The organism is Streptomyces malaysiensis subsp. samsunensis, assembly GCF_024519315.1.
Lineage (GTDB): Bacteria > Actinomycetota > Actinomycetes > Streptomycetales > Streptomycetaceae > Streptomyces > Streptomyces malaysiensis.
Map to the genome: position 1 here is coordinate 159,115 of NZ_JANIIC010000003.1, position 24,102 is coordinate 183,216.

A 24,102-nucleotide genomic window follows, 5' to 3' on the forward strand; every position below is an offset into this window, starting at 1 on the left:
TGTTGCGCCGGATCGGGCTCGGTGGGATGACGACGCGAGGCGGGCAGCGCCTCTTCGAGCCCGTGGCTCAGCGACAGTCGACGTCGGACACCGCGTGTGCGTGCACACCGATGAGCGCCAGGCGGAAGCCGGCGTGCACGGGGACGCGGTGACTCGACATGGGGAGAAGACTGTACGAGCGTGTCGCGCGAGACAATAGCGTATCAGCATCCGAGACGAATCGTCTCGGATTCCTGAGCAGGCCGACGACTCCGAGGGACGGGGATCCGGTCATACGGCTTGTTCTATTGCAGGCGCGTGAACAAATCTTCCGCCCCTTGCATCCGACTTCGCATGCGAAGCAGTATCGGGAGCACTTCACGGGAGGAAAGCCCGGACGCATCGCACCTGAGGAAGAAGAGCCCTATGACGCACCATGTGAGTCGCCGTGACGCTCTGCGGTCCACCGGAGCGGCCGGACTGGCCCTCCTGGGTGGAGGGCTCCTCAGCGCCTGTGGCGCGCCCGGGGGCTCGTCCGGCGGCGGGACCCGGCTGACCATGTTCCGCTGGGCCGGGGCCCAGGGGGAGGTGCCGAAGGAGGTCGGGGACGCCTTCGCGAAGAGATACGGCGTCACGGTCCGGTACATCGAGGGCACCAATGCCGAGACCTTCCCGAAACTCGTCTCCTCGGTACAGGTCAACGCGCACCGGCCCCTGCTGAACCTCGGCTTCTTCAACGCCCAGAGCTTCGCCCAGGGGGCCGCCGAGGGCCTGTGGGCCCCGGTGGACTCCAAACTGGTCCCCAACGCGGCCAAGGTGCTGCCGGAGTTCCGCCGCGATGACGGCTTGGGGGTGTACACGGTGATGGACGCCATGGGCATCCTTTACAACACCAACGTCGTCAAGAGTCCCCCGAAGTCCTGGCTCGATCTGTTCAAGCCCGAGTACCGCTCCAAGGTGACCACCTGGGACGCCCCCGCCTTCGCCGTCAACGCCGTGCCCGTCGTCAACAAGCTCAAAGGCGGTGGTGAGGCGGATCTGTCCAAGGGGATCGACGTCTTCGCGGACGCCGCGAAGAAGGGCCAGTTCGCCGGGCTGGCCGCCGACGGCAGTTTCGCCATGGCCTGTGGCGAGCTGGAGACATCCGTGCGGCTGCGACTGCCCATCGTGCACCTACAGTTCACCAACCACAGCCTCGGCTGGATCAAGATGCTCCAGCATCTGTACACCGGACGGCGTTACTTCGGCGTCGATCCCGGCACCATCGACGCGGTCGGCGTGGCGCGGGCCTGCGGAATGCGGGCCCACCGTGTCCGGTCACTGCCCGAACTGACCCGGAGGCTGCGCTCCTTCCACGAGGACGGCGGTCCGCTCTACCTCGACATCGAGGTCCCGCACCTGATCGACCACACTCCTCCGGTGCCCGCCTGGGACACGGGCCGGGCGGGCACCGGTGAACGACCGGTTTACTAGAGCCGCCGCACACCAGTCCCCAGGCGATGAGGAATCGGAACGGATGACCCAGAATCCAGCGCAGTCGGAACCCGTGGAGCGCGCGCCCGCCGAGGGCCGCGCACGGGACGCCGCTCCGCCGCCCCGCCCGCGTACCCGGCGCTCGGAGGAGGTGTACTGGACGCTGCGCCGCGAGATCACCGCCGGTGTGCTGCGGCCCAACGCCGCGCTGGTCGAAGACGAGATCGCCGCCCGGCTGGGTGTCTCCCGTACGCCGGTGCGCGAGAGCATGCAGCGGCTGGAGGCGGACGGGCTCATCGACTCCCATCGACGGCGCTGGATCGTCCATGAGCACACCCAGGACGAGATCGTCCAGCTGTACGAGGTCAGGTGCGGGCTCGAAAGCCACGCCGCCCGCCTGGCCGGCCGACGAGCCACACCGGAACAGCTCAAGGTGATCGAGGGCTGGCGGCCGAGGATGACCGCCCACGACCCGGCGGTACTGAACGACCGCGCCCGCAACAACGACAGCTTCCACGACGCGATCAACGCGGCATCGGGCAACCTCCGGCTGCTGGCGGCGATCCGGGCCAACCGTCTGTTCCACTTCAACACCCGGCTGGCGGCCCTCTACAGCCCCGATGAGCTCGCCCGCTCCTCCCGGCAGCACGACGAGCTCATCACGGCGGTATGCGCCCGTGACGCCGAACAGGCGGCGACGACCGCACGCGAACACGTGGAGTTCTCCCTGGAGCTGATCCTGCGGAAGCTGTTCTGACGGTAGGCGGGCACCCCGGCGCAGGTCTCGGACGCCGGGGCGAGTCAGCCGAATTCGGTGAGCCGCTGCGCGCGAGGGTCCGGCCGCTCGGCGGCGGCGCGGGCGTGCCGCGGCCATGGGAGCCCGAAGCGTTCGCGAAGTGTGCCGGTGGGATACTCCTTCCGGAAGAGTCCACGTGCCTGCAAGATCGGGACCACCAGGCGCGTGAAGTTCTCGAAGTCCACGGCGGAGTCGGCCGGCATGATGGTGAAGCCGTCGGCCGCGCCCCCGCGGAACCAGTCCTCGAGGTCGTCGGCGACCTGTGTCGCGGAGCCGACCAGGAGCCGATGGCCCGCTCCACCGGCCGACCGCTGGACGAGTTCCCGCGGTGTGCGGGGGCGCTCGGCGATCAGGGCGCGCGTCGAGAGGGTGAAGCCGACGGAGAACGCCCCCTCCGCAGGAGCGTCCGGGAGATCGTCGATCGTGATGGTGTCGTCGGGCCCGAACCTGTCCGCGGGCAGACCGAGACCGGTGACCACGGCCGCCGCGAGCCTCTCCAGCGGGAGCGTTCCATACAGCTCCCGCTCCCGTCGCCGGGCCTCGTCCTCGGTCTCGGCCACGAGGACGACCACGCCGAGTGAGACCTTGACATCATCCGGTCGCCGCCCGGCCGCCGTGGCGCGCCGGCGGATGTCATCGCGGAAGGCGACCGCCTTCGGCTGGGTCTGCGCCACGGTGAAGACGACATCGGCGAAGTCACCCGCGAGTCCCAGCCCGCCTTCCGAGCCTCCGGCCTGGACGATCACGGGTCGTCCCTGGGGTCCGGCGGGTACGGGCAGTGGGCCGCGAACCGAGAAGAACTCGCCGCGGTGGTCGATGGGGCGGATCCGGCTCGGGTCGGCGTATCTGCCGTTCGTCTTGTCGCCGGTGACGGCTCCCGGCTCCCACGCGTCCCACAGCCGTGTCACCACATCGAGGAACTCATGGGCCCGGCGGTATCGCGTGGGTTTGTCCGGGTGATCCTCCAGACCGAAGTTCGCCGCGGCCGCGGTGGTTCCGGTGGTCACGATGTTCACCGCGGCGCGTCCCTTGCTCACATGATCCAGCGCGTTGAAGCGGCGCGCGAGGTTGTAGGGCGAGTTGTAGGTCGTCGAACTGGTGATGATGAATCCGATACGTTCGGTGTTCCCGGACAGATGGGCCAGCAGGATCAGCGGGTCCAGTCCCGTGTCCGGTGCGTGCTCGATACCGGCTCCCAGAGCGGGACCGTCGCCGAGGAAGACCGCGTCGATCTTGGCGTCCTCGGCGGCCTTCGCGAGTCGGCTGAAGTGGTCGACGTCCAAGTAGGTCAGCGGATCGGCATGCGGCAGTCGCCACGCCTGGCGGAAGTGGCCAGGGGTCAGGAGTGAGAGGTTGAGGTGAAAGCCGGTCACGGCCGCGGGGCTCCCCTCCGGGGGATCGGTGGTTCGGACACGGTGGCGCACGGCTCCTGAAGCGGATGCCATCCGAGCAGCGGTGCGACCTCCCGCGCGGTGGCGGTGAGCAGCCGGATGTGCTCGTCGAACCCCGGCACGCCGGGGACGAAGCTGACGAGCAGGTCGGTGGCTCCGGCGAGGGACGGGTCGGCGGCGAGGGATTCGGCGATCGCCCCGGCCGGCCCGAGCAGTGCCCGGTCGCGCTCGAGGTACTCCTCGACGCCGGCCTCGGTGTCAGCACGGCGCCTGGACGCCCATGACTGCCAGCGGCGTACACCGGGGGCGACAGCGCGGAGGGCACCGGCGCTGTCGGGGTGCGGATAGACCGCGCGCGAGACCTGGACACGCGGTTCGTACCCGGCTGCGGCCGCGGCTTCGCGATACGCGGCGACGACAGCCGCCTGCTGCTCGACGGTCTGCCGGCCGGTCCAGTCGCCGGCCCGGGAAAGCTGCAACCCGTCGCCGGCCCCGGCGGCCGCGATCGCCGCGTCGACGGCCCGCCCCGGGTCGCTCGTGGTCGCCTGCCACACCCGCTGCCGCACTCCGGTGCCCGGAGGGTGCAGCACCTCTCCGACGGTGTTCACCGGGTGGCCCTCCAGGACCTCATGGAGTTTCGCCACGTTCCGGTCGAAGAGGGTCCGCTTGTCATCGAGGCTGCGGCCGAACGCCTCCCAGGCCGTGGGGAACGGCCCCGAGCCGACGCCCAGTTCCACCCGCCCGCCGCTGAGCTCATCCAGCACGGCCGCGTCCTCGGCAACGGCCAGCGGGTCGGCGAGCGGCAGGACGAGCACACCGGTGCCGAGCCGGATGCGGGTGGTGTGCTCGGCGATCGCGGCCAGCAGGACCAGTGGGGCGGAGACATGCTCGTTGCCTTGGCGGAAGTGGCGGTGTATCACCCAGCCCGAGTCGTAGCCGAGTCGCTCGGCGGCGACGAACAGCTCGATGGCCTGTCGGTAGGCCGAGGCGGGGGCGAGGTCCGAGTCGAGGTGGAGCAGGAAGGCGAGCCGGAAGGGGCGGCCGTCCGCCACTCCGGCTCCGACCGCCCCGGTACGCTCGGAGGTCCCCTCAGACACGGACGCCGGTCCCGTGGACGCCGTGCCGGTCGATGAGCGCGAGTTCCTCATCGGTCAGCGGTGGGAAGTCCAGCGCTCGGGTGTTGTGGTCCAGCTGCCAGGTCGAGCTCGCGCCGATGAGCGCACTGGTCACCTGCGGCTGCCGCAGCACCCATTGCAGCGCGAGCTGCGCCAGTGACTGTCCGCGCCGCTGGGCGATCTCATGGAGCGCCGTGGCTCGTTCGCGGTAGGTGTCGTCGATGTCGTCGGCCGACAGGAAGGCGCTGTTCCGGGCTCGGGCGCCCGGGGGGATCGCGCCGTCGAGGTACTTGTTGGTCAGCAGCCCCTGGGCCAGCGGGCTGTAGACGACGAGGCCGAAGCCGTCCTCGGCGGCCAGCTTGAGCAGACCGTTGATTTCCGGGCGACGATCGAAGATCGAGTACCGCGGCTGGTGCACCAGCAGCGGAACCCCTTCCTGGCGGAGCGACTCGGCCGCTTCATGGGCGCGCTCCGGGGTGTAGTTGGAGATTCCGGCGTAGAGCGCCTTGCCGGACCGGACCGCGGTGACCAGCGCGCCGACCGTCTCCTCCAGCGGGGTGGCGAGGTCGGGGCTGTGGCTGTAGAAGATGTCGACGTAGTCCGTGCCGAGGTCACACAGGCTGTGGTCGAGCGAGGTCAGCAGCGACTTGCGCGAGCCCCCCTTGTGGTAGGGGCTCGGGCCGATCGGGTTGCCGGCCTTGGTCGACAGGATCAGCTCGTCCCGGTGGGGTGCGAGGTCCTTCCTCAGCACCGTCCCGAAGAACTTCTCCGCGGCGCGGTGCGGCGGGCCGTAGCGGTTGGCGTTGTCGAAATGGGTGATTCCGAGGTCGAAGGCGTGCAGCACGATCTCGCGCTGGGTTTCGTAGGGGTAGTCGGTCCCGAACTTCTGCCAGAGGCCGAAGGAGAAGGCGGGCAGGTCGAGGCCCGAGTCACCGGTACGGCGGTACTCCTGCTTCGTGTAGCGGTCGTCCGCCGCGTGGTGAGTGGTTTCGAAGGGTCCGAAGGCCGGCATGAACGGGTGTCCTTTCGTGGACGTCGGAAGACTGGGTAGGGGTCGCGGGCCGGGTGTGGTTTCAGAAGAGCCCGGTGGTCGGTGGTTCCTCACCGGCCAGGTGGTAGGCGCCGACCACGGCTGCCTTCCAGTCCCGGGGATTGTGGTTGGCGACGGTCCGGGCGTTGCGCCAGTGCCGGTCGAAGGCGTACTCCCGGTCGGTCGCGGAGCCCCCGCCGACGTCGAAGAGCAGTTCCCCCGCCTTGAGAGCCGACTCGATGGCGATGTACTGCGCCTGGGCGACGGCGATGGCCGCGGTCGCGCCGGCCGTGCGGACCTCGTCGTCCGGGGTGTGCCGGACCCGCTCCAGTGTCTCGGCCGCGAGGACGACGGAACCGCGGGCGGCGTGTGCGCGGGCCGCCATCTGACCGACGACATGCCGGACATACGGGTCGTCGATGGTTCTGCCCGCCGTGCTGTGCTTGATCGGGCGGGCCTTCTCCCGGCCGAACCAGACCGCGTCGTCGAGCGCCGCGGCGGCGATACCGGCCTGGATCGAGGCCAGGTAGAGCTGGGCGAATGATCCCAGCCACGGATTGCGCAGCTCGTTCCTGTCGATGCGGACGAGTTCGTCATCGGTGACGCGGACGTCGGTCAGCCGGGTGGTTCCGCTGGCCGTGAGGCGCTGGCCGACGGCGTCGAAGTCGTCGAGCCGTTCGACGCCTTCCCGATCGGTGGGAACGGTGAACTGGACGATGTCGCCGTTCTCGTCGACCGCGGTGCCGCCGAACCATGCGGCGTACAGGCCGCCGGTGCTGTAGTACTTGGTGCCGTTGAGCACATAGCCGGAGCCGTCACGGCGGAGAGTGGTGGCCACGGAGCCGCTCGCGCCGCCGGTTCGCTCATTGCCGGTGCCGGCGAAGAGGTCGCCGTGTCGCAGTCGCTCCAGTGAGCGCTCCCGGTGGGGCAGGTCACGGCGTACGGCGACGCGGTTGGCGATGAGAAAGCTCGACCGCAGTGCCTGGGCGACGCTGGAATCGGCCCGCGCGAGGTCGATGACCACCTCGGCGACATCGCGCGGTGTCCCGCCCGCGCCGCCGTCCTCGGAGGGAATACCGATCAGCAGCAACCGTGCCTCGGCCAGCGCGCGTACCTGCCCGAACGGGTGGTCCCGGGTATCTTCACGGCGGCGGGCGGTCGCGGCCAGCTCCGCGAGGACCGGCGCGATCGCGGCGCGGATGCCCGCCACGGTCGGCGGGGCGGCCGGGTCTGTGGCCCGGCCGGTGGCGTGGAGCGTCCAGGTCATGAACCGGCTCCGATCGGTTCGGGCAGGCCGAGCGCGGCGCGCAGGGTCGCTCCGTCGGAGGGCCCGAGACGTGGCACGAGTGCTCGCAGCAGGGCGAGAAGGCGGTCGTGGTCACCCGTCGGGACGAGTTCCAGCCCGTCGAAGCCGTACCGCTCGGCCCAGTCGGCCAACCGGGCGGCGGTCCGCTCCGCGGTGGTGTCGTCCGCCGGCAGCTCGACCCGGCCGAGCACCGCGATGTCCGCGCGCCGCCGGCCGACGCGCTCGAACGCCTCGGCCAGCCGTGCGACCGCCTCCGGGGCCTGGGCCCGGGAGATGACGACGGCATCGGCCAGGGCCACGACATCGGCCCAGTCCAGATCGTCGCGGGCGTCGGCGACGAGCACCGGCCGCCCCTGCGGTGAGGACGGTCCGTCGAGTGGCCCCGCCACGCGGTAGAACCGGCCGTCGTGGTCGATCGGCTTGATGAGAGTGTCCTCCGCGAAGACGCCGGTGGCCTGGTCGCCGAGCAACGCCGCGGCGGGAAAGCTCTCCCACAGACCGGTCAGGACACCCGCGTATTCGGCCCACCGCCGGTGCCGCGCCGTGGCCGTCCGGTCGGGCACCGTCGCCTCACTGACCTCGTCACCGTCTCCCGCTCGCAGGGCCAGGCCGGTGCGGCCCCCGGTGGCCCGGTCCAGTGACAGCACCCGGCGGGCGAGGTTGTACGGCGCGTTGTGTGTCGTCGGAGCGTCGACGATCCAGTGCGACTCGGGGAATCGGCCGGCCAGGTGGGCGGCGACCACCGTGGTGTCGAGTACGTCATCCGGATCGCCGTCGAGGAGGCGCACCGCGGTGACGCCCGTATCACGGGCCACCGCGGCGATCTCGATCGCGTCGGCGGCGGAGCGGGAGGATCCGACCGCGAGGTCGAGGACGATGGTTCTGGTCATGAGATGTTCCGGCCCTCCTGGCCTAGCGGGTGGCTCCGGGTGCGGCGGACACGTAGGACGGGCGCGGCGGACCGGGCGTCCCGAGGCCGAGGTGGCCGCGCAGTGTGGTGTCGTCGTACTCACGGCGGAAGAGACCGCGACGCCGCAACTCGGGAATCAGCTGGTCGGCGAAGTCGTCGAATCCGGACGGCAGCACATCGGGCATGACGTTGAAGCCGTCGGCCGCACCCTGCCGGAACCACAGCTCGATGTCGTCGGCGACCTGCTCCGGAGTGCCGACCACGATCCGGTGGCCGCCACCGCCGCTCAGTTTGCGCAGCAGCCGGCCGAGCGTGGGATTCTCCTTGTCGATGATGGCTTTCACGACCCGGTAGAAGGTCTGCGAGCCACCGGCCCGGTCCGGCTCGACCAGCAGCTCGCGCGGGATGGGTTCGTCGTCCGACAGACCCTCCAGGGAGAAGCCGAGCTGGCCCGCGAGGCGCCGTCGCGCGTAGGCGTCGGGAAGGATCTCGTCGAGCGTCTCGCGCCGCCTGCGGGCCTCTTCCTCGGTGCTGCCGAGTACGGTCGAGAGGCCGGGCAGGACGACGACGTCCTGGGGACGGCGTCCGAACTCCACCGCGCCGGCGCGGATCTCGTCACGGAACGACGTGGCGTCGTCGATGTCCTGGTCCGCGGAGAAGATCACTTCGCCGACGCGCGAAGCCAGGCGGCGTCCGTCGCTGGATCCACCGGCCTGCACGACAACGGGGCGCCCCTGCGGAGAGGCGAACGCCCGCCGGTCCGCCCACTGGGCGATGACCTGGTGGGTGAATTCCGCCGCCCGCCGGTACCGCTGCGCATGCTCGGGCTCGCCCGGCCGTCCGAAGTTGCGTGCGGCGGCGGCGCCTGCGGTGGTGACGACGTTCCATCCGACCCGGCCACCGCTGAGGTGATCCAGGTCGCCCACCCGGCGGGCGAGTTCGATCGGATCGTTGTAGCTCGACGACAGCGTTCCTATCAGCCCGATGCGCTCGGTCTGGGCGGCGATCCGCGCCAGCACGGTGGTCGGCTCCAGGTTGTTGCCGGGCCGGTGGCGGACGAGAGGCTCGAGGACCGGGCCGTCGGCGAGGAACACCGCGTCCAGCTTCGCCGCCTCCGCCTTCTTCGCGATCCTGGTGTAGTGCTCGATGGTGTAACTCGCCCGCCCGTCGGTCCCGGGGAACCGCCACGAGCCGCCGAAGACACCGGCGTTGAGGATGTTGACGTTGATGTGCAGTTGGCGAGTCACTGTTGCCGACCTTCCTGGGACCGCCGGCCGCGGTCGTACGACGACTGCGGGGCGACACCGTTGACGACGAACGCGCCGATGACCCTGGGCTTGTATATGACCGGGTTGTGCGAGGCGAGGGTGCGGGCGTTGCGCCAGTGCCGGTCGAGGTGGGCACTCTCCCGGACCGCTGACGAGCCGCCGGCGTTGAAGGCGATGGTCGCGGCGTCGAGAACGGCCTCGACGATGGCGATCTGCGCGGCCGACACATCGATGTAGTTGGCGGTGTACGCCTGCTGCGAACCGTCCCGGTCGGCCGTCTCAAGGCCCTCGGCGACCGTCCTGAGCAGGGAGTCCACCGTGAGGGCACGGGTGTGGAGGCGACCGACGACACCCAGCACCTCGGGGTCCTCGGCGGCCTGTTCGGACAGCGCGTGCAGGCTGGTGCGGGTGCGGGACCTCACCACGGCGACGGTCTCGTCGACCAGGCTGTGGGCGATACCGGCGAGGTTGGCCAGGTGTACGAGCTGCACGAAGGCCGGGAGGGAGCGCAGGTTCTCCTTGAACCGGCCCAGTTCCCCGTTCTCCTCGACGGGGACGCGGTCGAAGACGGTCGTACCGCTCCCGGTCAGACGCTGCCCGATTCCGTCCCAGTCCTCGGCGTGGGTAACGCCCGGATGCCGCGCGGGAACCACGGCGAACCAGCGGTTGCCGTCGTCGTCCGCGACCGCGACGCGGATGTAGTCGGCGAACAGCGAACCGGTGGAGTAGAACTTGGTGCCGCTGACCACCTTGCGGCCGTCCACCTCATGAACGCGTGTCGAAATGCCGAAGTCCGGGCTGGTGCCCGCCGTCTCGGACTGGGCGTTGCCGAACACGGCGCCCTCCGCGATCCTGCGGAGCCAGTGGTCGCCGATGTCGGGGTCGTCCGCGTGCCGCAGTATCTCCACCGCGGTGAAGTGGCCCCGCAGGATCTGCGGAATGTTGGAGTCGGCCTTCCCTGCCTCGGCCAGCAGTCGGAACAAGGTGGGCAGGTCGACGCCGAAGCCTCCCTGCGCGATCGGCACGCGCAGACGGCCGAATCCGGCGTCGGCCAGTTCGCGTACGAACTCATGCGGGTGCTTACGGGACTGGTCGCGGACACCGGCCTCCGCTTCCAGCCGCTGGAAGATCCTGCGGAACTCGGCCACGGCCTCTTCGAGGGCGTGGGACGGGTCGCTCATGGGGCTCCTTCGTGGATCAGCGGATGGCCAGTCGCCGGCCGGCTATGGCACCGAGCAGTTGGGCGGTGTAGGGGGAAGCGGGGCTCTCGAAGACCTGGGCGGTCTCTCCCTGCTCCACGATCCCGCCGCGCCGCATCACCGCGACCCGGTCGGAGATCGCCCGCACAACGGCCAGATCGTGCGAGATGAGGACATACGTCAGGCCGAGCTCACTCTGAAGCCTGACCAGCAGCTCGAGGATCTGGGCCTGAACGGACACATCGAGGGCGGAGATCGGCTCGTCGAGCACCACGACCTTCGGCTCCAGCACGAGTGCGCGCGCTATCGCGACCCGCTGACGCTGTCCCCCGGACAATTCGCGGGGGTGACGATGGAGGAACGAGGCCGGCAGCGACGCCGCCTCCAGCGCCGCGACCACCCGGTCACGGTTCTCCTGTCGGCGACGCCGAGCGGAACCCGCCGGCTGGAAGGACCGCAGCGGCTCCTCGACCACCGAAAGGACGTCGAATCGCGGATCGAAGGACGCGTACGGGTTCTGGAAGACGATCTGGACATCGCGGCGCAGTGGGCGGAACGCCTTGGTGTCCAGGGTGCCGACCTCGGTTCCGAGCAGCGAGACCCGCCCCGCCGTCGCCCGGGTGAGGCCGGTGAGGATTCGTGCCGTTGTCGACTTGCCGCTGCCGGACTCCCCGACGATCGAGAAGGTCTGGCCACGCGCCACGGTGAAGGAGATGTCGTCGACCGCGGTGTGTCCGCCGTAGTGCTTGCTCAGGTGCCTCACCTCGACCGCGGGCCCCGGGTCCTCGGAGGCGGTTCCGCTGCCCCTGTCCCTGGTGAAGCTCAGCCGTGAGGGCACGTTGTCCAGCAAGTGCCTGCTGTACTCGTCCCGTGGGTTCTGGACGAACACCCCCGTGGGCGCGAGTTCGGCCAACCGTCCGTCCCGGACCACACCCACGAGATCGGAACGGTCCGCGGCGACGCCGAGGTCGTGGGTGATCAGCACCACCGAGGTGCCGCCGCGGCGGCGCAGGTCGTCGATGAGATCGAGTACCTGGGCCTGGACGGTCGCGTCCAGGCCGGAGGTCGGCTCGTCGGCGACGATCACATCGGGCTCGGCGGCCACGGCGGCCGCGATGAGCACCCGTTGCCGCATACCGCCTGACAGCTCATGGGGAAACTGCCGGTAGCGCCGCTCGACGTCGTCGAATCCCACCAGCGCGAAGAGTTCGTGGACCCTTCGGCGCCGCGCCTCGCCGTCGAGGCCGGTGTGCAGGCGCAGGACGTCTTCGACCTGCGGGCCCACACGACGGACCGGATCGAGGGAGACCGTGGGATCCTGCGGGATCAGGCTGATCGCGCGTCCCCGGAGCTCCCGCAGCTGACCACCGGGCAGGTCACTGATGGTGCGGCCCTGATACCTGACCGAACCGCCGAGCAGTCGGCCGTTGGCGGGCAGCAGTCCCAGGATGGCGTGTCCGATCGTGGACTTGCCGGAGCCGGACTCACCGACCAGAGCGAGGACTTGGCCCGGTTCGAGTTCGAACGAGATGTTCCGCACAACCGTCTTGGTACTGTGCCCGAGCTGATAGCCGACGCTCAGATCCTCCACGGCCAGGACCGGACCGGGGGGTGGGGTGCCGTCTCGGGCGGCCCGCTGTGCCACGTCACCGCTCATCGTTTCTGCCTCTCTGCGAAATGGCGGGCGAGACGGTTGCCGGCCAGGACGACCGCGGCGACGGTCAGCGCCGGATAGACCACCAGGTAGGGCTTGCTCGCCAAGAAGTTGCGGCCATCGGCGACCAGGCGGCCCCACTCCGGGCTCGGCGGCTGGGCGCCGAGCCCGAGAAAGCTCAGTGAGGCGATCCAGATGATCGAGATGCCGAACTGGATGGTGACCAGCGACAGCGTCGGCCCCAGTGAGTTGGGGACCACATGGCGCAGCAGGACCGTCGACGAACGGGCGCCGCTCGCGACCGCCGCTTCCACGTACTGGCTCGTCCTGGCGCGCAGCACCTCGGAGCGGATGAGCCGGGCGAAGGCCGCCGACGATGTGAGGCCGACCGCGGCCGCCGCCTGCAAGATCCCGTAACCGAGGACGACCACGATGGTGATGGCCAGCAGGAAACCCGGAATGGACAGCACGACATCGATCAGTCGCATCACGACGGCGTCGATCCAGCGGCCGAACCAGCCGGCGAGGGCGCCGAAGACCGAGCCCACCGCGACACCGATGAGCACGGCCACCACCGAGCCCGACAGTGACGCGCGGGCGCCGTGGACGACGCGGCTGTACTGATCGCGGCCGAGCCGGTCGGTGCCGAACCAGTGCGCGCTCGACGGCGGCAGCAGCTTGTCCGTCGCCCCGATCGCCGTCGGGCTCGAATGGGCGAACCATCCGGGGACCAGCGCCCAGAGAACCGCCACCACGAGGACCGCTCCCGCCACCACGACCGACCAGTGACGGATAGACCACAGCAGTATCGCGATGGCACGGCCTCGCGACGTCTTCGCCGACCCTCCGGTATCCCGTGCTTCGACCGAGGGCGCGGGGTTCTCGGCTGTCGTCGTCATCGTGTGGCCACCTCCTCCGGGAGCCGGGGAGAGGTCGCTTCGTCCGGGCCGAGCCGGGCCGGTATGGCCCCCTTCTCCGAACCCTTGGTCTTCTTCGGGCGCGCGGCGAGGATGTCGGCCCGGATGCGCGGATCGATGAGCGGGTGGACCACGTCGACCACGAGGTTGACCAGGACGTAGCCCGTGGTGGCGACCAGCACCACGCCCTGGACGACGGGCAGGTCCTGAGTGTTGACGGCGTTGAGGGTGATCTGACCGATTCCGTTCCGTGCGAACACCGCTTCGGTGACGACCGAGCCCGCGATCAACTCGCCCACGGCCAGGCCCAGCATGGTGAGCACCGGCAAGGACGAGTTCCTCAGGACACCACGTCCGAAGATGTACCGCTCCCCGGCCCCCCTCGCCTGGAGGACGTGTACGAAGGGCTGTCGCCGGGTCGCCGCGATCGAGGCACTGAACACCTGGGACAGCGGTGCCGAGACCATGATCCCCAGGGTGACCGCGGGCCCCACCAAAGCCAGGAAGGTTCCGTCGTCGACCGCGGGGATCAGGTGCAGCTGGAACGAGAAGTAGTAGAGGATCAGGATTCCGATCACAAAGCTGGGCACCGAGGCGGCCAGGGCCGGGAAGGACTGGAGAAGAGTTCGCAGCCAGTTCCACCGCGCGTAGCTCCCGACGACTCCGACTCCGGCCGCGATGACCGCTCCGAAGACGAAACCGAGGGCGGTCAGCCGCAGAGTGCCGGGCAACGCGTCACCGAGCAGATCCGCCACCTTCGCCCCGCTGCTCAGCGAGTACCCGAGGTTCCCGTGGAGCAGGGCGTCCAGCGCGCGGACGTACTGGACCACCACCGGATGGTCGAGGCCGTAGAACGCCTTGAGGAGCTTGCCGTCCTCCGGCGTCAGCTGGTTCTGCGGATTGTTGATCAAATTGGATATCGCGTTGCCGGGCAACGCGGTGAGCAGGATGAAAGCCAGTGTGTAGGCCGCCCAGAGAACCAGGACGGTGTGCGCCAGGCGCTTGAGTACGTAGCGGGCCATGGGTCAGGACAACCAGGTGTTGTAGAACTGCGACCGGGCCACGGCCTCGGTCTGGAAGCCCTGGACGTTCGGCCGCAGGCCGAAGACCTGCGTCTCGTCGTACAGCGGAATGGCGAGGGCGTTCTTGAGCACATAGTCCTGGACGGCCTTGATGTCCGCCGTACGCTTCGCCGGGTCGAACTCGGCGACTTGGGCCTCGAGCAACGTGTTCAGTTCGGGGAGCTCGGTGTAGGTCGAATCGGCGAGTTCGCTGTGCCACTCGGAGCGCAGCACATCGGGTTCGGCCCGGGAGAGCTGACCTTGTGTGAAGACGGTATTCTTGCCGATCTCCGCCTCGTACTGGCTCAGTGACGGGCTCTTGAGCTTCACCTCGATCCCGGCCTTCTTCCACTGCGACTGAAGAACTTCGACCACGGCCTGGGAAACCTGGTAGTACGGCGTGACATAGAGCGTGAACGAGAGCCGCTCACCCTTCTTGGTCCGGATTCCGTCGGGGCCGGTCTTCCAGCCGGCCGCTTCCAGGAGCCGCTTGGCCTTGGCCGGGTCGTACTTCAGATAGGCGCTGCCATCCGGCCGCTTCGGTGTGCCGTGGACGAGGATGCTCTTGGCGACTCCGTAACTGGGCGAGAGCGCGATGTCGTTGATTTCCTTGCGATCGGTCGCCGCCTGGAGCGCGCGCCGCACCTCGATGTCCCGGGTGGGCGCGTTCGCCGCCAATGAGATGTGGAGTGCGTTGCTTTCTCCCTGCGCCGGGAACGCTTCGACCTGACCGCCGGAGCTCTTGACCGTTTCCTCGTCATCCGGCGCGATGTTGCGTACGACGTCGGCCTGCTGCGATTGCAGGGCGCCCACAGCGGTGCTCTGCTCCGGAACCGTCGTGTAGCGGATTTCCGACAGATACGCTTTGCCCTGGTGCTTGAAGCTCTTCGGCGCCCAGTTGTAGTCGTCGCGGCGTTTGAGGACCACGTTGGTCGTGCCATTGCCTCCGGCGACGACGAAGGGACCTGATCCGATCAGGCTGGTGAGCTTGCCCTTGTCGTTCCAGTCCTTCTTGAGATAGGACTCGGCCAGAATGCCGGTCCGGTAGATCGAGAGCACCTGGAGAAAACCGGCGTTGGGCTTCGACAACGTGACCCGGACGGTCCGCGGGTCGACGACTTTCGTGCCGGCGTAGTTCGCGAAGAACTCATCCGGTGCGACGCCGAGCTTCTTGTCGCCGAAGGCATGCTGGTCGAGATTGTGCTTGACCACCTTGGCGTCCAGCTTGCTGCCATCGCTGAACGTCACACCGGAGCGGATCGTGAAGGTGTAGGTCAGATGGTCCGGGCTGATCGTCCAACTCTTGGCGAGCCAGGGCTCGATCTTCCCGGTCTTCGGATTCTGCCATGTCAGCCGGTCGGCGAGGTTGGTCGTCACATTGCTGTTCGACCACAGGGTGTTCGTTATCTGCCATGCCTTGTAGCTCACCGGGTCGTAGAACTTCAGTGTGCCGCCGTACTGAGGCTTCCCCGCGTCACCCGACGAGTTCGCGGTGTTCTGTGTGCCGCCGCTGCAAGCCGAGAGCAGCAGGACTGCCGCCCCCAGGGCGGCGCTGCGGGGCGAAAACGCCCGGCGTTGAGAGATTTTCATAACAGCCGGATTTCCTTCCGAGGACATGGCGGTGATGGGCGTTGCCGGACAAGGGCGACGCGGAGGCCCATGGGGACATGAGACGGTGACGAGGCCGATCACTACGAGCACGTCCGCGACGGGACGCATGCCATGCCGGCGGCAGGCAAGAGTGGACAGCACAGATCTCTTCGGCTGTGCCGTCGGATGAAAGGGGTGACCGGCCGGGCCGCGTCAGGGCCAAACCCGTATCTGAACCCGTATCTCGGCAAACGAGATGGGTGAAAAAATTCAGAAGACTGATTCCTGGGGGCTCAAAGCGCCCAGGCCATCAACACCGCGCGCTGGAAACCCGGAGAAGGTCGACGCAGCGTTCGCTGGTCAGCAGCGGATCCGAGGTCATGGGCAGAAATTCTGTGATGGCCCGCCATTCCTGTCAACCATGTCTTGGAATACGGACGGGTAAACCGTCTCGGCGTCGCGGCTGCCCTGGCGGCTCCACTGCGGCGACGCGTCTTCTCGGCCGCCGAACGGGTGTCGGCGGCCGAGGCCGATGGTCAACTCTTCTGCCGCTGTGCGGCTCGGCTCAGCGGCGTCGCCACTCCTCGGCGAGCAGTTCGTAGGAGCGCACGCGGTCGGCGTGGCGGTGGGTGATGGTGGTGATGAGCAACTCGTCCGCGCCGGTGGCTTCCTGGAGTTGTTCGAGCTGGTCGGCGACGCGCGCGGGCGAGCCGACGAACTGGGTGTCCACGCGGTCGGCGACCAGTTCCCGGTCCTCGTCGGACCAGACGTGGGTACGGGCCTGTTCGGGGGTGGGGAAGGGAATGGCGCCCTCGGCCGTGCGGATGCTGCGGACCCACAGACCGTAGCCGGTGGCGCGGTCGCGGGCGGTCGCGTCGTCCTCGGCGACCACGACATCGGCGGAGACGCTGACGTACGGCTTGTGGAGCGTCCCGGACGGCTGGAACGCGGCGCGGTACGCCTCGACGGCCTCCAGGACGGTGGCGGGGCTGACATGGTAGTTGGCGGCGAAGCGCAGACCGCCCCGGCCCGCGACCTGGGCGCTCTGCCCGCCGCTGCTGCCGAGGATCCACACCTGCACATCGGCGCCTTCACCGGGGACCACGTGTGCCTCTTCGCCCTCGGAGCGGTAGTCGCCGCGCAGGAGCGCGAGGATATCGTCGATCTGCTCGCCGTAGTCCTGCGGTTCTGCGCCCGGCTGCTGGAGGAGCCGCCGCTGGAGGGCGATACGGGGCGAGCCGAGCAGCCGCTGGACGGAGAACTTGGGCGGGATGCGCAGCCCGTTCGGGGCGCGTCCGTCGATGACGGGTGTCGTGGTGGGCGGTGCGTCGCCGGTGCGCTCGGTGGGACGTCCGCCGGAGCGGCCGAGCCCGAGGTCGAGCCGTCCGGGGTGCAGGGCGTCGATCAGGCCGAACTCCTCGACGGTGGACAAGGCGGTGCGATGGCCGAGCTGTACGGCCCCGGAGCCGAGGCGGATCGTGGAGGTGGCGGAGGCGGTCAGGGCCAGGACGACAGCGGGCGAGGTCCCGGCCACGCCCGGGTTGAGGTGGTGTTCGGCGAACCAGTAGCGCGCGTAGCCGAACCGCTCGCTCTGCCGGGCGAGGTCGACGCTGTTGCGCAGTGCCTCGGCGGCGGTCGAGCCGGAGGAGATGGGCACGAGGTCCAGGACCCCGAGGGGGGTGGCGAGGGACGTCATGACGCTGCCTGTTCCGGGTGCGTATCGGTGGCGGGGTGGGCCAGGCCGAGGTGGTCGCGCAGGGTCGTGCCCTCGTACTCGGTGCGGAACACGCCACGCTCCTGGAGCAGCGGGACGACGGTGTCGGCGAAGACATCCAGCCCGCCGGGGGTGATGTGCGGGACGAGGATGAAGCCATCGCTGGCATCGGCCTGGACGAAGGAGTTGATGGTCTCGGCGACCGTTGCCGGGGAGCCGATGAACGACTGGCGGTTGCCGGTCTCGATGACCAGGTCACGGATGGACCACTTGTTCGCCTCCGCCAGCTCCCGCCACTCCCGGGCGACGGCCAGCGGATCGCGGTACATCCGCACCTGGGCGCGGCCGCGGGCGACGGTGTGCTCACCGGGGTCGGGGTCGATGTCGGGGAGCGGGCCGTCCGGGTCGTACGCGGACAGGTCCCGGTTCCAGACGAACTCCAGGTGTTTGATCGCGGTGGCGCCGCTGACCTGCTGGCGCCGCACCTCGTGGGCCAGCTCCCGCGCCTCGGCGTCGGTGTCGCCGAGGACGAAGGTGGCCGCGGGCAGGATCAGCAGCTGGTCATGGGTGCGGCCATGGCGGGCGAGGCGGCCCTTGACGTCCGTGTAGAACGCCTGCCCCTCCTTGAAGGTGCTGTACCGGCTGAAGATGGCGTCGGCGCCGGCCGCGGCGAACTCCCGGCCTTCCTCGGAGTCACCGGCCTGGAAGATCACCGGGCGGCCCTGCGGGCTGCGCGGGACGTTGAACTGCCCGGCGATGTCGAAGTGCTGTCCCCGGTGGGCGAAGGCACCGGCCCGCGCGTCGTCGAGGAAGGTGCCGGACGCCTGGTCGGCGACGATCTCGTCGCCCCGCCAGGAGTCGAACAGCTCGGTGGCGGTGGCCAGGAACTCCTTGGCCCTGGAGTACCGCTGGTCCTGCGGGAGGAAGCCGCCGCGGCGGAAGTTCTCCCCGGTGAAGGCGTCCCAGGAGGTGACGACGTTCCATGCGGCGCGCCCGCCCGAAAGGTGGTCCAGGCTGGCGAACTGGCGCGCCACCTCGTAGGGCTCGTTGAAGGTGGAGTTGATGGTGCCGGTGAGGCCCAGCCGTTCCGTGACGGCGGCGAGCGCGGACAGGACGGTGAAGGTGTCCGGCCGCCCCACCACGTCCAAGTCGTAGATCCGGCCGCCCTGTTCGCGCAGCCGCAGCCCTTCGGCGAGGAACAGGAAGTCGAACTTGGCGCGCTCGGCGGTCCGCGCGAAGTGTGCGAACGAGCTGAACTCGATATGGCTGCCCGCCTCCGGATCGCTCCACACGGTGGTGTTGTTGACACCGGGGAAGTGGGCCGCCAGATGGATCTGCTTGAGCGGTGTGCTCATGGTCGGTGGTCCCTCCGGCTCAGATGGTGGCGTAGCGGTTGGCGGGGCGGGCGAGGCCCAGCAGCCCGCGCAGGGTGTCGGACTCGTAGGACCGGCGGAAGGCGCCGCGGCGCTGGAGTTCGGGCACCAGACCGCGGGTGATCGCCTCGAGGTCGTGGCCGATCACGCCGGGGCGCAGCCGGAAGCCCGACAGTCCGGTCCGCTGCCAGGACAGCAGCAGATCCGCGAGCTGGGCGGGGGTCCCGGTGAACACCTTGGCGTCGCTGGTGTACGGGTGGCCAGCGAGGGCGTCCAGGCGCTCCAGCCGGGCGGCCGCGGCGCCCGGTTCGTCGTCGAGGAACACCACCAGGTCGCCGAAGAGGTGCAGGGGCTCCTCCGCGCGGCCCGCCGCGGCCTGGGCGGCGCGGATCTCGGCGATGACGGCGCGCGCCTGGTCCGTGTCGTGCGGGGTGAGGTAGCCGATGTCGGTGGAGGTCGCCACCAGCCGGTAGGGCACGCTCTGATGCGCCAGGGCGCTGACGACCGGCTGTCCCTGCGGTGGCCTGGGGGTGATCGAGGGGCCCTTGACGCTGAAGTGCCTGCCTTCGAAGTCGATGTAGTGCAGCTTGTCGCGGTCGATGAAGCGTCCGGTGGCCACGTCCCGGATCTCGGCGTCGTCCTCCCAGCTGTCCCAGAGGCGGCGTACCACCTCGATGTAGTCGGCGGCCTCTTCGAAGAGCTCCGCGGTCAGCTCCCGGACGGCCGGGGTGTCCAGATCCTGGGGACCGAAGCGCGGAATGGTGCGGCGGCCGAAGTGCTCCGCCTCATGGCTCCGCCCGGACACCCGCAGCCGCAGCCCCGCGCGGCCGGTGCTGACGTAGTCCAAGGTGGCGATCGCCTTGGAGATGTGGAACGGCTCGGTGTGGGTGGCGACGACGGTCGGCACCAGCCCGATGTGCCGGGTCACCGGTGCCACCCGGGAGGCGATGAGCACCGCGTCCAGCCGCCCGCGCACCTGGTCGGTGCGGCCGTCGGGCTCCGTGCGGTGCGAGGACTGGAGCGAGAGCCCGTCCTCGAAGGTCACGAAGTCGAGCAGACCGCGTTCGGCCTCGGTGACGACATCGGTCCAGTACGCGGCGTCGAACAGCTCCCGGGGCCGGGCCTGCGGCTCGCGCCACGCGGCCGGATGCCAGCCCGCCCCGTCGAGGGCGACAGCCAGGTGCAGGGGTGCGGAAGAGGACGTGGATGAGGACTCGGACACGAAGGGTGCCTCCCTGTTCAACCATGGGTGATCGGCCCCCCTCGACGGGAGGGCACGAGGTCTTCGAGGTGATCAGGTCAGCGACGACAGAGCGCGCCGGCCACGCGCAGCAGGTCGATGTGGTGCCGGGAGTACAAGCGGACACCCTCGCGGAGGGCCGGAGCCGGCGCGGGCGGACGGATCATCGGCCGCATCACCATCGCCTCTCGTTCCCGTTCCCGACGGGCCTTCGGGGCCCAGGCTGGTATTTCGGAACGCTACGTGAGGCCGGTGACCTCACGCAATCATCAACTCGGACAGTGCCGCGGCATATTCCCCGGACAGGTCAGCAGGTGCCGTTCGGTGTACGAACCGGTCGGCAAGCCCACCGTCGCCGCCTGGCAGAGGGAGGCGGACCGCTTCAAGGGACGGCACCATGAACCATCCTGATCATCATGTGCGGGCTGCCCGCCACGGGGAACTCGCCGAGGAACATCTGCGACAGGGGCTGACCGTGATCGCCGAATCCGTGAACCCCCTCGCCCTCACCCACGACGCGTGGCGCGACGTCGCTGTCCGTGTCGGCGTCGCCGCCGCCGAGATCGAGATCGTCTGCTCGGATCCCGCCGAGCACAAGAGGCGGGCGTCCCAACGCACGGTGGACATCCCCGGCCTGCCCCTGCCCACCTGGACGGACATCACCGACCGCGCATACGAACCGTGGCATCGGGACCACCACGTGATCGACACCGCCGACGCGGCATCGCCGACTGCTCGGCGTCGGCCGGTGTCGGGGCGGGTGGCGGCCGTCGTGCCCGGCGCCGGCCGAGGTCGTGGGAGAAGACGGCGGTCTTCAGCGGCCTGTGCCGGTTCTCGCGCTCCTCGCGGGCGTACTGACGGACGAAGCCGAGGCGGTGGTAGACGCGCTGGGAGACGACGTTGTCCCGGCCCGTGTCCAGGACCAGGGCGCGCATGCCCCAGGACCGGGCGCGCTCGATGCCCTCGGTGAGAAGCGCACCGCCGGCTCCGCGGCCGCGGTGTTCGGGCAGGACGGCCAGCAGGCGCAGTTCCGCCTCATCGGGCTGGGCCAGGCGGGCGTACGCGGTGCCGGGGCGCAGCAGACTCGCGGTGCCGATCAGTGTGCCGCTCGGTTCGTGCACGGCGACCAGCAGATCTCCGGCGGCCGCGCGGCCGGGCGTGTCGCGCAGCAGGGCCAGCCGTTCGGGGCGGGGTGCGCTGTTACGGCTGCCAAAGCCCTCGACGGTGACGGCCGCGACCCGCTCATGCTCGTCGGCACGGGCGGTGCGGACGCGGATATCGCTCATCGGACCGAGGCCGGGGCGGGGCCCAGGCCCAGGTGGTCGCGCAGGGTGGTGCCGTGGTACTCCGAGCGGAACACCCCGCGTTCCTGGAGTTCGGGAATCACGGTGTCGACGAACTCGTCCAGACCGGTGGGGGTGAGGTGCCCGGAGATGATGAATCCGTCGCAGGCGTCGCCCTGCACATGGGTGTTGATCTCTTCGGCGACCTGGCCCGGTGTGCCGACGAAGGCGTGGCGGCCGGTCAGCTCGATGACCAGGCCGCGGATGCTCAGCTTCTTGGCCTCGGCGACCTCCCGCCAGTGGCGCGCCACCGCGAGGGGGTCGTGTTGATGACGTGCCCGGCCGCGGGTGATGCCGACGGCGTCGGCGAGCGGTTCGACGTCGGGAAGCGGTCCGTCGGGGTCATAGCCGGACAGGTCGCGTCCCCATACCTGTTCGAGCTGTGCGATCGCTCCCTGCGGCGAGACCTGCTGGAGGCGGACGTGGCGGGCGCGCTCCCGCGCCTCCTCCTCGGTGTCACCGAGCACGAAGGTGGCCTGGGGCAGGATCTTCAGATGCCCCGGAGCACGGCCGTACTTGGCGAGCCGGCCCTTGACGTCGGCGTAGAAGGCCCGGCCCGCCGCCAGTTCGGCGTGGATGGTGTAGATCGCGTCGGCGGTCGCGGCGGCGAACTCACGGCCGTCGCCGGAGTTTCCGGCCTGGATCAGCACCGGATGGCCCTGGGGACTGCGCGGCACCGTCGGACGCGCGGCGATGTCGAACTGCCGGCCCCGATGACGTACTTCGGCGATGGCCCCGTCCTTGACGAAGACCCCGGCGGCAGGGTCGGCGGCCACCGCGTCCGGGGCCCAGGCGTCCCACAGCTCGCGAGCGACCTCGACGAACTCCGCGGCGCGGGTGTACCGGTCGGCGCGGTCCAGGAAGCCGCCCCGGCGGAAGTTGGCGCCGGTGAAGGCGTCCGAGGAGGTGACCACGTTCCATGCGGCGCGCCCGCCGGAGAGGTGATCCAGCGTCGCGAACTGCCGCGCGAGTTCGAAGGGTTCGTTGAAGGTGGCGTTCACCGTCCCGGCCAGGCCGATGCGGTCGGTGACCGCCGCCAGCGCGCTGAGCACCGGCAGGGTGTCGGGTCTGCCGACCACATCCAGATCGAAGATCTTCCCGCGGTGTTCGCGCAGCCGCAGCCCCTCGGCGAGGAAGAAGAAGTCGAACTTTCCGCGCTCGGCGGTGCGCGCGAGATGGCGGAAGGAGGAGAAGTCGATCTGGCTGCCGGAGCGCGGATCGCTCCAGACGGTGTGGTTGTTCACTCCGGGGAAGGCTGCCCCGAGGTGCACCTGCTTGGCGGGTTCGCTCATGCCGGACTCCCTGTGATGACGAGACGGAAACGGTTTCACGACGCCCACGACTCCTGCCTCGGGAGCGGAGGCAAGCGCCGGCGCGGCCCTTCGCTCACCGCCCCGGACGCCCGCCGCCGTCCGGCCGCGCGCGGCTGATCCCGCATCCGGCGACGGGGGCGGGAACGCGAGAGCCGTCCGTTTCGCGGGCTCAGCGCAGGAGCCGACCGGACACACGCAGGACGTACGCGGCCACCTTCTTGCCGAGGGCGACTCCGGACTCGTCGGCGGAGCGGGTGTGGATGCCCGAGAGGATCCGCGCGTCGACGTTCTCGGCCGTCAGCCGGTGCCAGTCCGTGTACTCACGGATGACCCCCGGCGCGGTGGGGCTGGTCAGCTCGAACGGCGCGGTGCGCGGGCCGGTGAGCGCGGACAGTATCTCCTCCGCCGCGCCCGCGAAGGTGTTGTGGCCGCTCGGATAGTCCGGGTGCGCCGGTGTGTTGTGCAACGGCGTCCAGTCGGGGTCGGAGTCGATGGCACCGGTGCGGATGGCGGTGACCGGACGCCAGCGCAGATAGGCGTACTTGGAGTCGGAGGTCGCGATCTGCGTGTCCACCGACGCGATGTGGAACAGCGCCACCAGCTTCGCCCGCTCCTCCACCGACCCGGCGGAGCGGGACAGCGCGACCCGCAGCGGCTCGGTGTAGAGGGTCAGCGAGGATCCGTACCAGAAATTCGCCGTCTCCGTCTGGTGGGCGGTGCGCCGTGTGCTGTCCGCCGCGCCGTAGGCACGCACTTCGGCCAGGTCCGAACGGTACCGCCGGGAATCCAGCGCCGGCGGCGGTCCGAGCCGGAACTGGTCGGGGGCCGCCAGCACGAACGGCCGTGCGACGCGGTTGCCGTACTGCGTGGCGGGGGCATACGCGGGCGGCGTCGGCTGCCAGACACCGGGGGCGGCCGGGGGCACGGTGAACGGGGCGTCGACCGACGCCGGGTCCAGGCCGTCGCCCTTCCGGGACGCGAGAACGGACCGGGCCTCCCGCTCACCCGCCGCCACGCCGCGGTCCTCGGCCGGGCCGTCCGGGATCCCGTCGAGGGTGCGGCGGAACGCGGCGTCCAGCTGCTCGGTGCGCGTCGGCACGAGGGCGACCAGGGACCTGTGCACCGCGGAGGCCAGCGCGGCGTCCTGGTAGTCGCCCCGGTCGACGCCCGTGGGCACCTCGCGGCCGGCCCGTGCGCCGGCCAGCCAAGTCACCGCCCACGTACGGCTGTTGGTCACCTGGGTCGGCGCTCCGGCCGCCGCGATCGTCCGGGCTGTCGTGTCGTACCAGTCGAGCACCACCGATGGACGGGACTCGGCGGGCGCGGCGACGGCGGTCGGGGCCACGGCCGAGGCGGCCAGCAGCGACGCGGTTCCGAGGGCGAGCATGAACGGTCGGGTGGCTGTCGGACTCACCAGCAACTCCTCATAC

Annotated in this window: 21 protein-coding genes; 2 read left to right on the forward strand and 19 right to left on the reverse strand. The window is 69.9% G+C overall.

The genetic code is table 11. The features are described 5' to 3' along the window. Positions 1–405 precede the first annotated feature (405 nt). Complete coding sequence (locus tag NQU54_RS03630) at positions 406–1,452, forward strand: extracellular solute-binding protein (RefSeq protein ID WP_257629718.1); 1,047 nt, start codon at positions 406–408, stop codon at positions 1,450–1,452. Between the two features lie 43 nt (positions 1,453–1,495). Next, a complete protein-coding gene (locus NQU54_RS03635; protein WP_257629719.1) occupies positions 1,496–2,209 on the forward strand; it encodes a GntR family transcriptional regulator in 714 nt (237 codons plus the stop codon). Between the two features lie 44 nt (positions 2,210–2,253). Here NQU54_RS03635 and NQU54_RS03640 read toward each other — a convergent pair whose 3' ends face one another. From NQU54_RS03640 to NQU54_RS03725, 19 genes are all read right to left on the reverse strand, one after another. Next, on the reverse strand, positions 2,254–3,621 hold the full coding sequence (locus NQU54_RS03640) for an NtaA/DmoA family FMN-dependent monooxygenase (RefSeq protein ID WP_257629720.1): 1,368 nt from the start codon (positions 3,619–3,621) through the stop codon (positions 2,254–2,256). Further along, the gene (locus NQU54_RS03645) at positions 3,618–4,736 is read right to left on the reverse strand and encodes an LLM class flavin-dependent oxidoreductase (protein ID WP_257629721.1); all 1,119 of its coding nucleotides are present in this window, start codon (positions 4,734–4,736) and stop codon (positions 3,618–3,620) included. The genes NQU54_RS03640 and NQU54_RS03645 overlap by 4 nt, the downstream gene beginning before the upstream one ends. After that, complete coding sequence (locus NQU54_RS03650) at positions 4,729–5,766, reverse strand: aldo/keto reductase (RefSeq protein WP_257629722.1); 1,038 nt, start codon at positions 5,764–5,766, stop codon at positions 4,729–4,731. Before NQU54_RS03650 ends, NQU54_RS03645 begins: the two co-directional genes overlap by 8 nt. Before the next feature lie 61 nt (positions 5,767–5,827). Continuing rightward, positions 5,828–7,051: an acyl-CoA dehydrogenase family protein gene (locus NQU54_RS03655; RefSeq protein WP_257629723.1), complete on the reverse strand. Its 1,224-nt coding sequence runs from the start codon at positions 7,049–7,051 to the stop codon at positions 5,828–5,830. Next, the gene (locus NQU54_RS03660) at positions 7,048–7,980 is read right to left on the reverse strand and encodes an LLM class flavin-dependent oxidoreductase (RefSeq protein WP_257629724.1); all 933 of its coding nucleotides are present in this window, start codon (positions 7,978–7,980) and stop codon (positions 7,048–7,050) included. The genes NQU54_RS03655 and NQU54_RS03660 overlap by 4 nt, the downstream gene beginning before the upstream one ends. Positions 7,981–8,002: 22 nt before the next feature. Beyond that, positions 8,003–9,247, reverse strand: coding sequence for an LLM class flavin-dependent oxidoreductase (locus NQU54_RS03665; protein WP_257629725.1), 1,245 nt, complete (start codon positions 9,245–9,247; stop codon positions 8,003–8,005). Next, a complete protein-coding gene (locus NQU54_RS03670) occupies positions 9,244–10,449 on the reverse strand; it encodes an acyl-CoA dehydrogenase family protein (RefSeq protein ID WP_257629726.1) in 1,206 nt (401 codons plus the stop codon). The genes NQU54_RS03665 and NQU54_RS03670 overlap by 4 nt, the downstream gene beginning before the upstream one ends. 16 nt (positions 10,450–10,465) lie before the next feature. Further along, complete coding sequence (locus tag NQU54_RS03675) at positions 10,466–12,124, reverse strand: dipeptide ABC transporter ATP-binding protein (RefSeq protein WP_257629727.1); 1,659 nt, start codon at positions 12,122–12,124, stop codon at positions 10,466–10,468. Next, positions 12,121–13,020, reverse strand: a complete 900-nt coding sequence (locus NQU54_RS03680) for an ABC transporter permease (RefSeq protein ID WP_257629728.1) — start codon at positions 13,018–13,020, stop codon at positions 12,121–12,123. Before NQU54_RS03680 ends, NQU54_RS03675 begins: the two co-directional genes overlap by 4 nt. Continuing rightward, positions 13,017–14,060, reverse strand: coding sequence for an ABC transporter permease (locus NQU54_RS03685; RefSeq protein ID WP_257629729.1), 1,044 nt, complete (start codon positions 14,058–14,060; stop codon positions 13,017–13,019). The genes NQU54_RS03680 and NQU54_RS03685 overlap by 4 nt, the downstream gene beginning before the upstream one ends. Before the next feature lie 3 nt (positions 14,061–14,063). Next, entirely contained in the window at positions 14,064–15,689 is a 1,626-nt protein-coding gene (locus NQU54_RS03690) for an ABC transporter substrate-binding protein (protein ID WP_257629730.1), read from the reverse strand. A gap of 565 nt (positions 15,690–16,254) precedes the next feature. Further along, the gene (locus NQU54_RS03695; protein WP_257629731.1) at positions 16,255–17,385 is read right to left on the reverse strand and encodes an LLM class flavin-dependent oxidoreductase; all 1,131 of its coding nucleotides are present in this window, start codon (positions 17,383–17,385) and stop codon (positions 16,255–16,257) included. Further along, the gene (locus NQU54_RS03700) at positions 17,382–18,758 is read right to left on the reverse strand and encodes an NtaA/DmoA family FMN-dependent monooxygenase (RefSeq protein WP_257629732.1); all 1,377 of its coding nucleotides are present in this window, start codon (positions 18,756–18,758) and stop codon (positions 17,382–17,384) included. The genes NQU54_RS03695 and NQU54_RS03700 overlap by 4 nt, the downstream gene beginning before the upstream one ends. Before the next feature lie 19 nt (positions 18,759–18,777). After that, positions 18,778–19,998: an LLM class flavin-dependent oxidoreductase gene (locus NQU54_RS03705; protein WP_257629733.1), complete on the reverse strand. Its 1,221-nt coding sequence runs from the start codon at positions 19,996–19,998 to the stop codon at positions 18,778–18,780. A 77-nt stretch (positions 19,999–20,075) separates the two neighbouring features. Then, complete coding sequence (locus tag NQU54_RS49940; RefSeq protein ID WP_349306531.1) at positions 20,076–20,198, reverse strand: putative leader peptide; 123 nt, start codon at positions 20,196–20,198, stop codon at positions 20,076–20,078. Positions 20,199–20,398: 200 nt separating this feature from the next. Continuing rightward, on the reverse strand, positions 20,399–20,611 hold the full coding sequence (locus NQU54_RS49945) for a hypothetical protein (protein ID WP_372505766.1): 213 nt from the start codon (positions 20,609–20,611) through the stop codon (positions 20,399–20,401). A gap of 64 nt (positions 20,612–20,675) precedes the next feature. Beyond that, complete coding sequence (locus NQU54_RS03715; RefSeq protein ID WP_257629734.1) at positions 20,676–21,302, reverse strand: GNAT family N-acetyltransferase; 627 nt, start codon at positions 21,300–21,302, stop codon at positions 20,676–20,678. Next, the gene (locus NQU54_RS03720) at positions 21,299–22,651 is read right to left on the reverse strand and encodes an NtaA/DmoA family FMN-dependent monooxygenase (protein ID WP_257629735.1); all 1,353 of its coding nucleotides are present in this window, start codon (positions 22,649–22,651) and stop codon (positions 21,299–21,301) included. Before NQU54_RS03720 ends, NQU54_RS03715 begins: the two co-directional genes overlap by 4 nt. A gap of 190 nt (positions 22,652–22,841) precedes the next feature. Further along, entirely contained in the window at positions 22,842–24,086 is a 1,245-nt protein-coding gene (locus NQU54_RS03725) for a vanadium-dependent haloperoxidase (RefSeq protein ID WP_257629736.1), read from the reverse strand. Between the last annotated feature and the right edge of the window lie 16 nt (positions 24,087–24,102).

Bases quoted from the DNA above. Each gene is read 5' to 3' on its own strand.
- NQU54_RS49940 (WP_349306531.1), bottom strand. From the start codon at position 20,198: ATGGTGATGCGGCCGATGATCCGTCCGCCCGCGCCGGCTCCGGCCCTC.
- NQU54_RS03685 (WP_257629729.1), bottom strand. From the start codon at position 14,060: ATGGCCCGCTACGTACTCAAGCGCCTGGCGCACACCGTCCTGGTTCTC.
- NQU54_RS03700 (WP_257629732.1), bottom strand. From the start codon at position 18,758: ATGAGCACACCGCTCAAGCAGATCCATCTGGCGGCCCACTTCCCCGGT.
- NQU54_RS03670 (WP_257629726.1), bottom strand. From the start codon at position 10,449: ATGAGCGACCCGTCCCACGCCCTCGAAGAGGCCGTGGCCGAGTTCCGC.
- NQU54_RS03690 (WP_257629730.1), bottom strand. From the start codon at position 15,689: ATGAAAATCTCTCAACGCCGGGCGTTTTCGCCCCGCAGCGCCGCCCTG.
- NQU54_RS03635 (WP_257629719.1), top strand. From the start codon at position 1,496: ATGACCCAGAATCCAGCGCAGTCGGAACCCGTGGAGCGCGCGCCCGCC.
- NQU54_RS03720 (WP_257629735.1), bottom strand. From the start codon at position 22,651: ATGAGCGAACCCGCCAAGCAGGTGCACCTCGGGGCAGCCTTCCCCGGA.
- NQU54_RS03655 (WP_257629723.1), bottom strand. From the start codon at position 7,051: ATGACCTGGACGCTCCACGCCACCGGCCGGGCCACAGACCCGGCCGCC.
- NQU54_RS03680 (WP_257629728.1), bottom strand. From the start codon at position 13,020: ATGACGACGACAGCCGAGAACCCCGCGCCCTCGGTCGAAGCACGGGAT.
- NQU54_RS03660 (WP_257629724.1), bottom strand. From the start codon at position 7,980: ATGACCAGAACCATCGTCCTCGACCTCGCGGTCGGATCCTCCCGCTCC.
- NQU54_RS03650 (WP_257629722.1), bottom strand. From the start codon at position 5,766: ATGCCGGCCTTCGGACCCTTCGAAACCACTCACCACGCGGCGGACGAC.
- NQU54_RS03715 (WP_257629734.1), bottom strand. From the start codon at position 21,302: ATGAGCGATATCCGCGTCCGCACCGCCCGTGCCGACGAGCATGAGCGG.
- NQU54_RS03695 (WP_257629731.1), bottom strand. From the start codon at position 17,385: ATGACGTCCCTCGCCACCCCCCTCGGGGTCCTGGACCTCGTGCCCATC.
- NQU54_RS03675 (WP_257629727.1), bottom strand. From the start codon at position 12,124: ATGAGCGGTGACGTGGCACAGCGGGCCGCCCGAGACGGCACCCCACCC.
- NQU54_RS03630 (WP_257629718.1), top strand. From the start codon at position 406: ATGACGCACCATGTGAGTCGCCGTGACGCTCTGCGGTCCACCGGAGCG.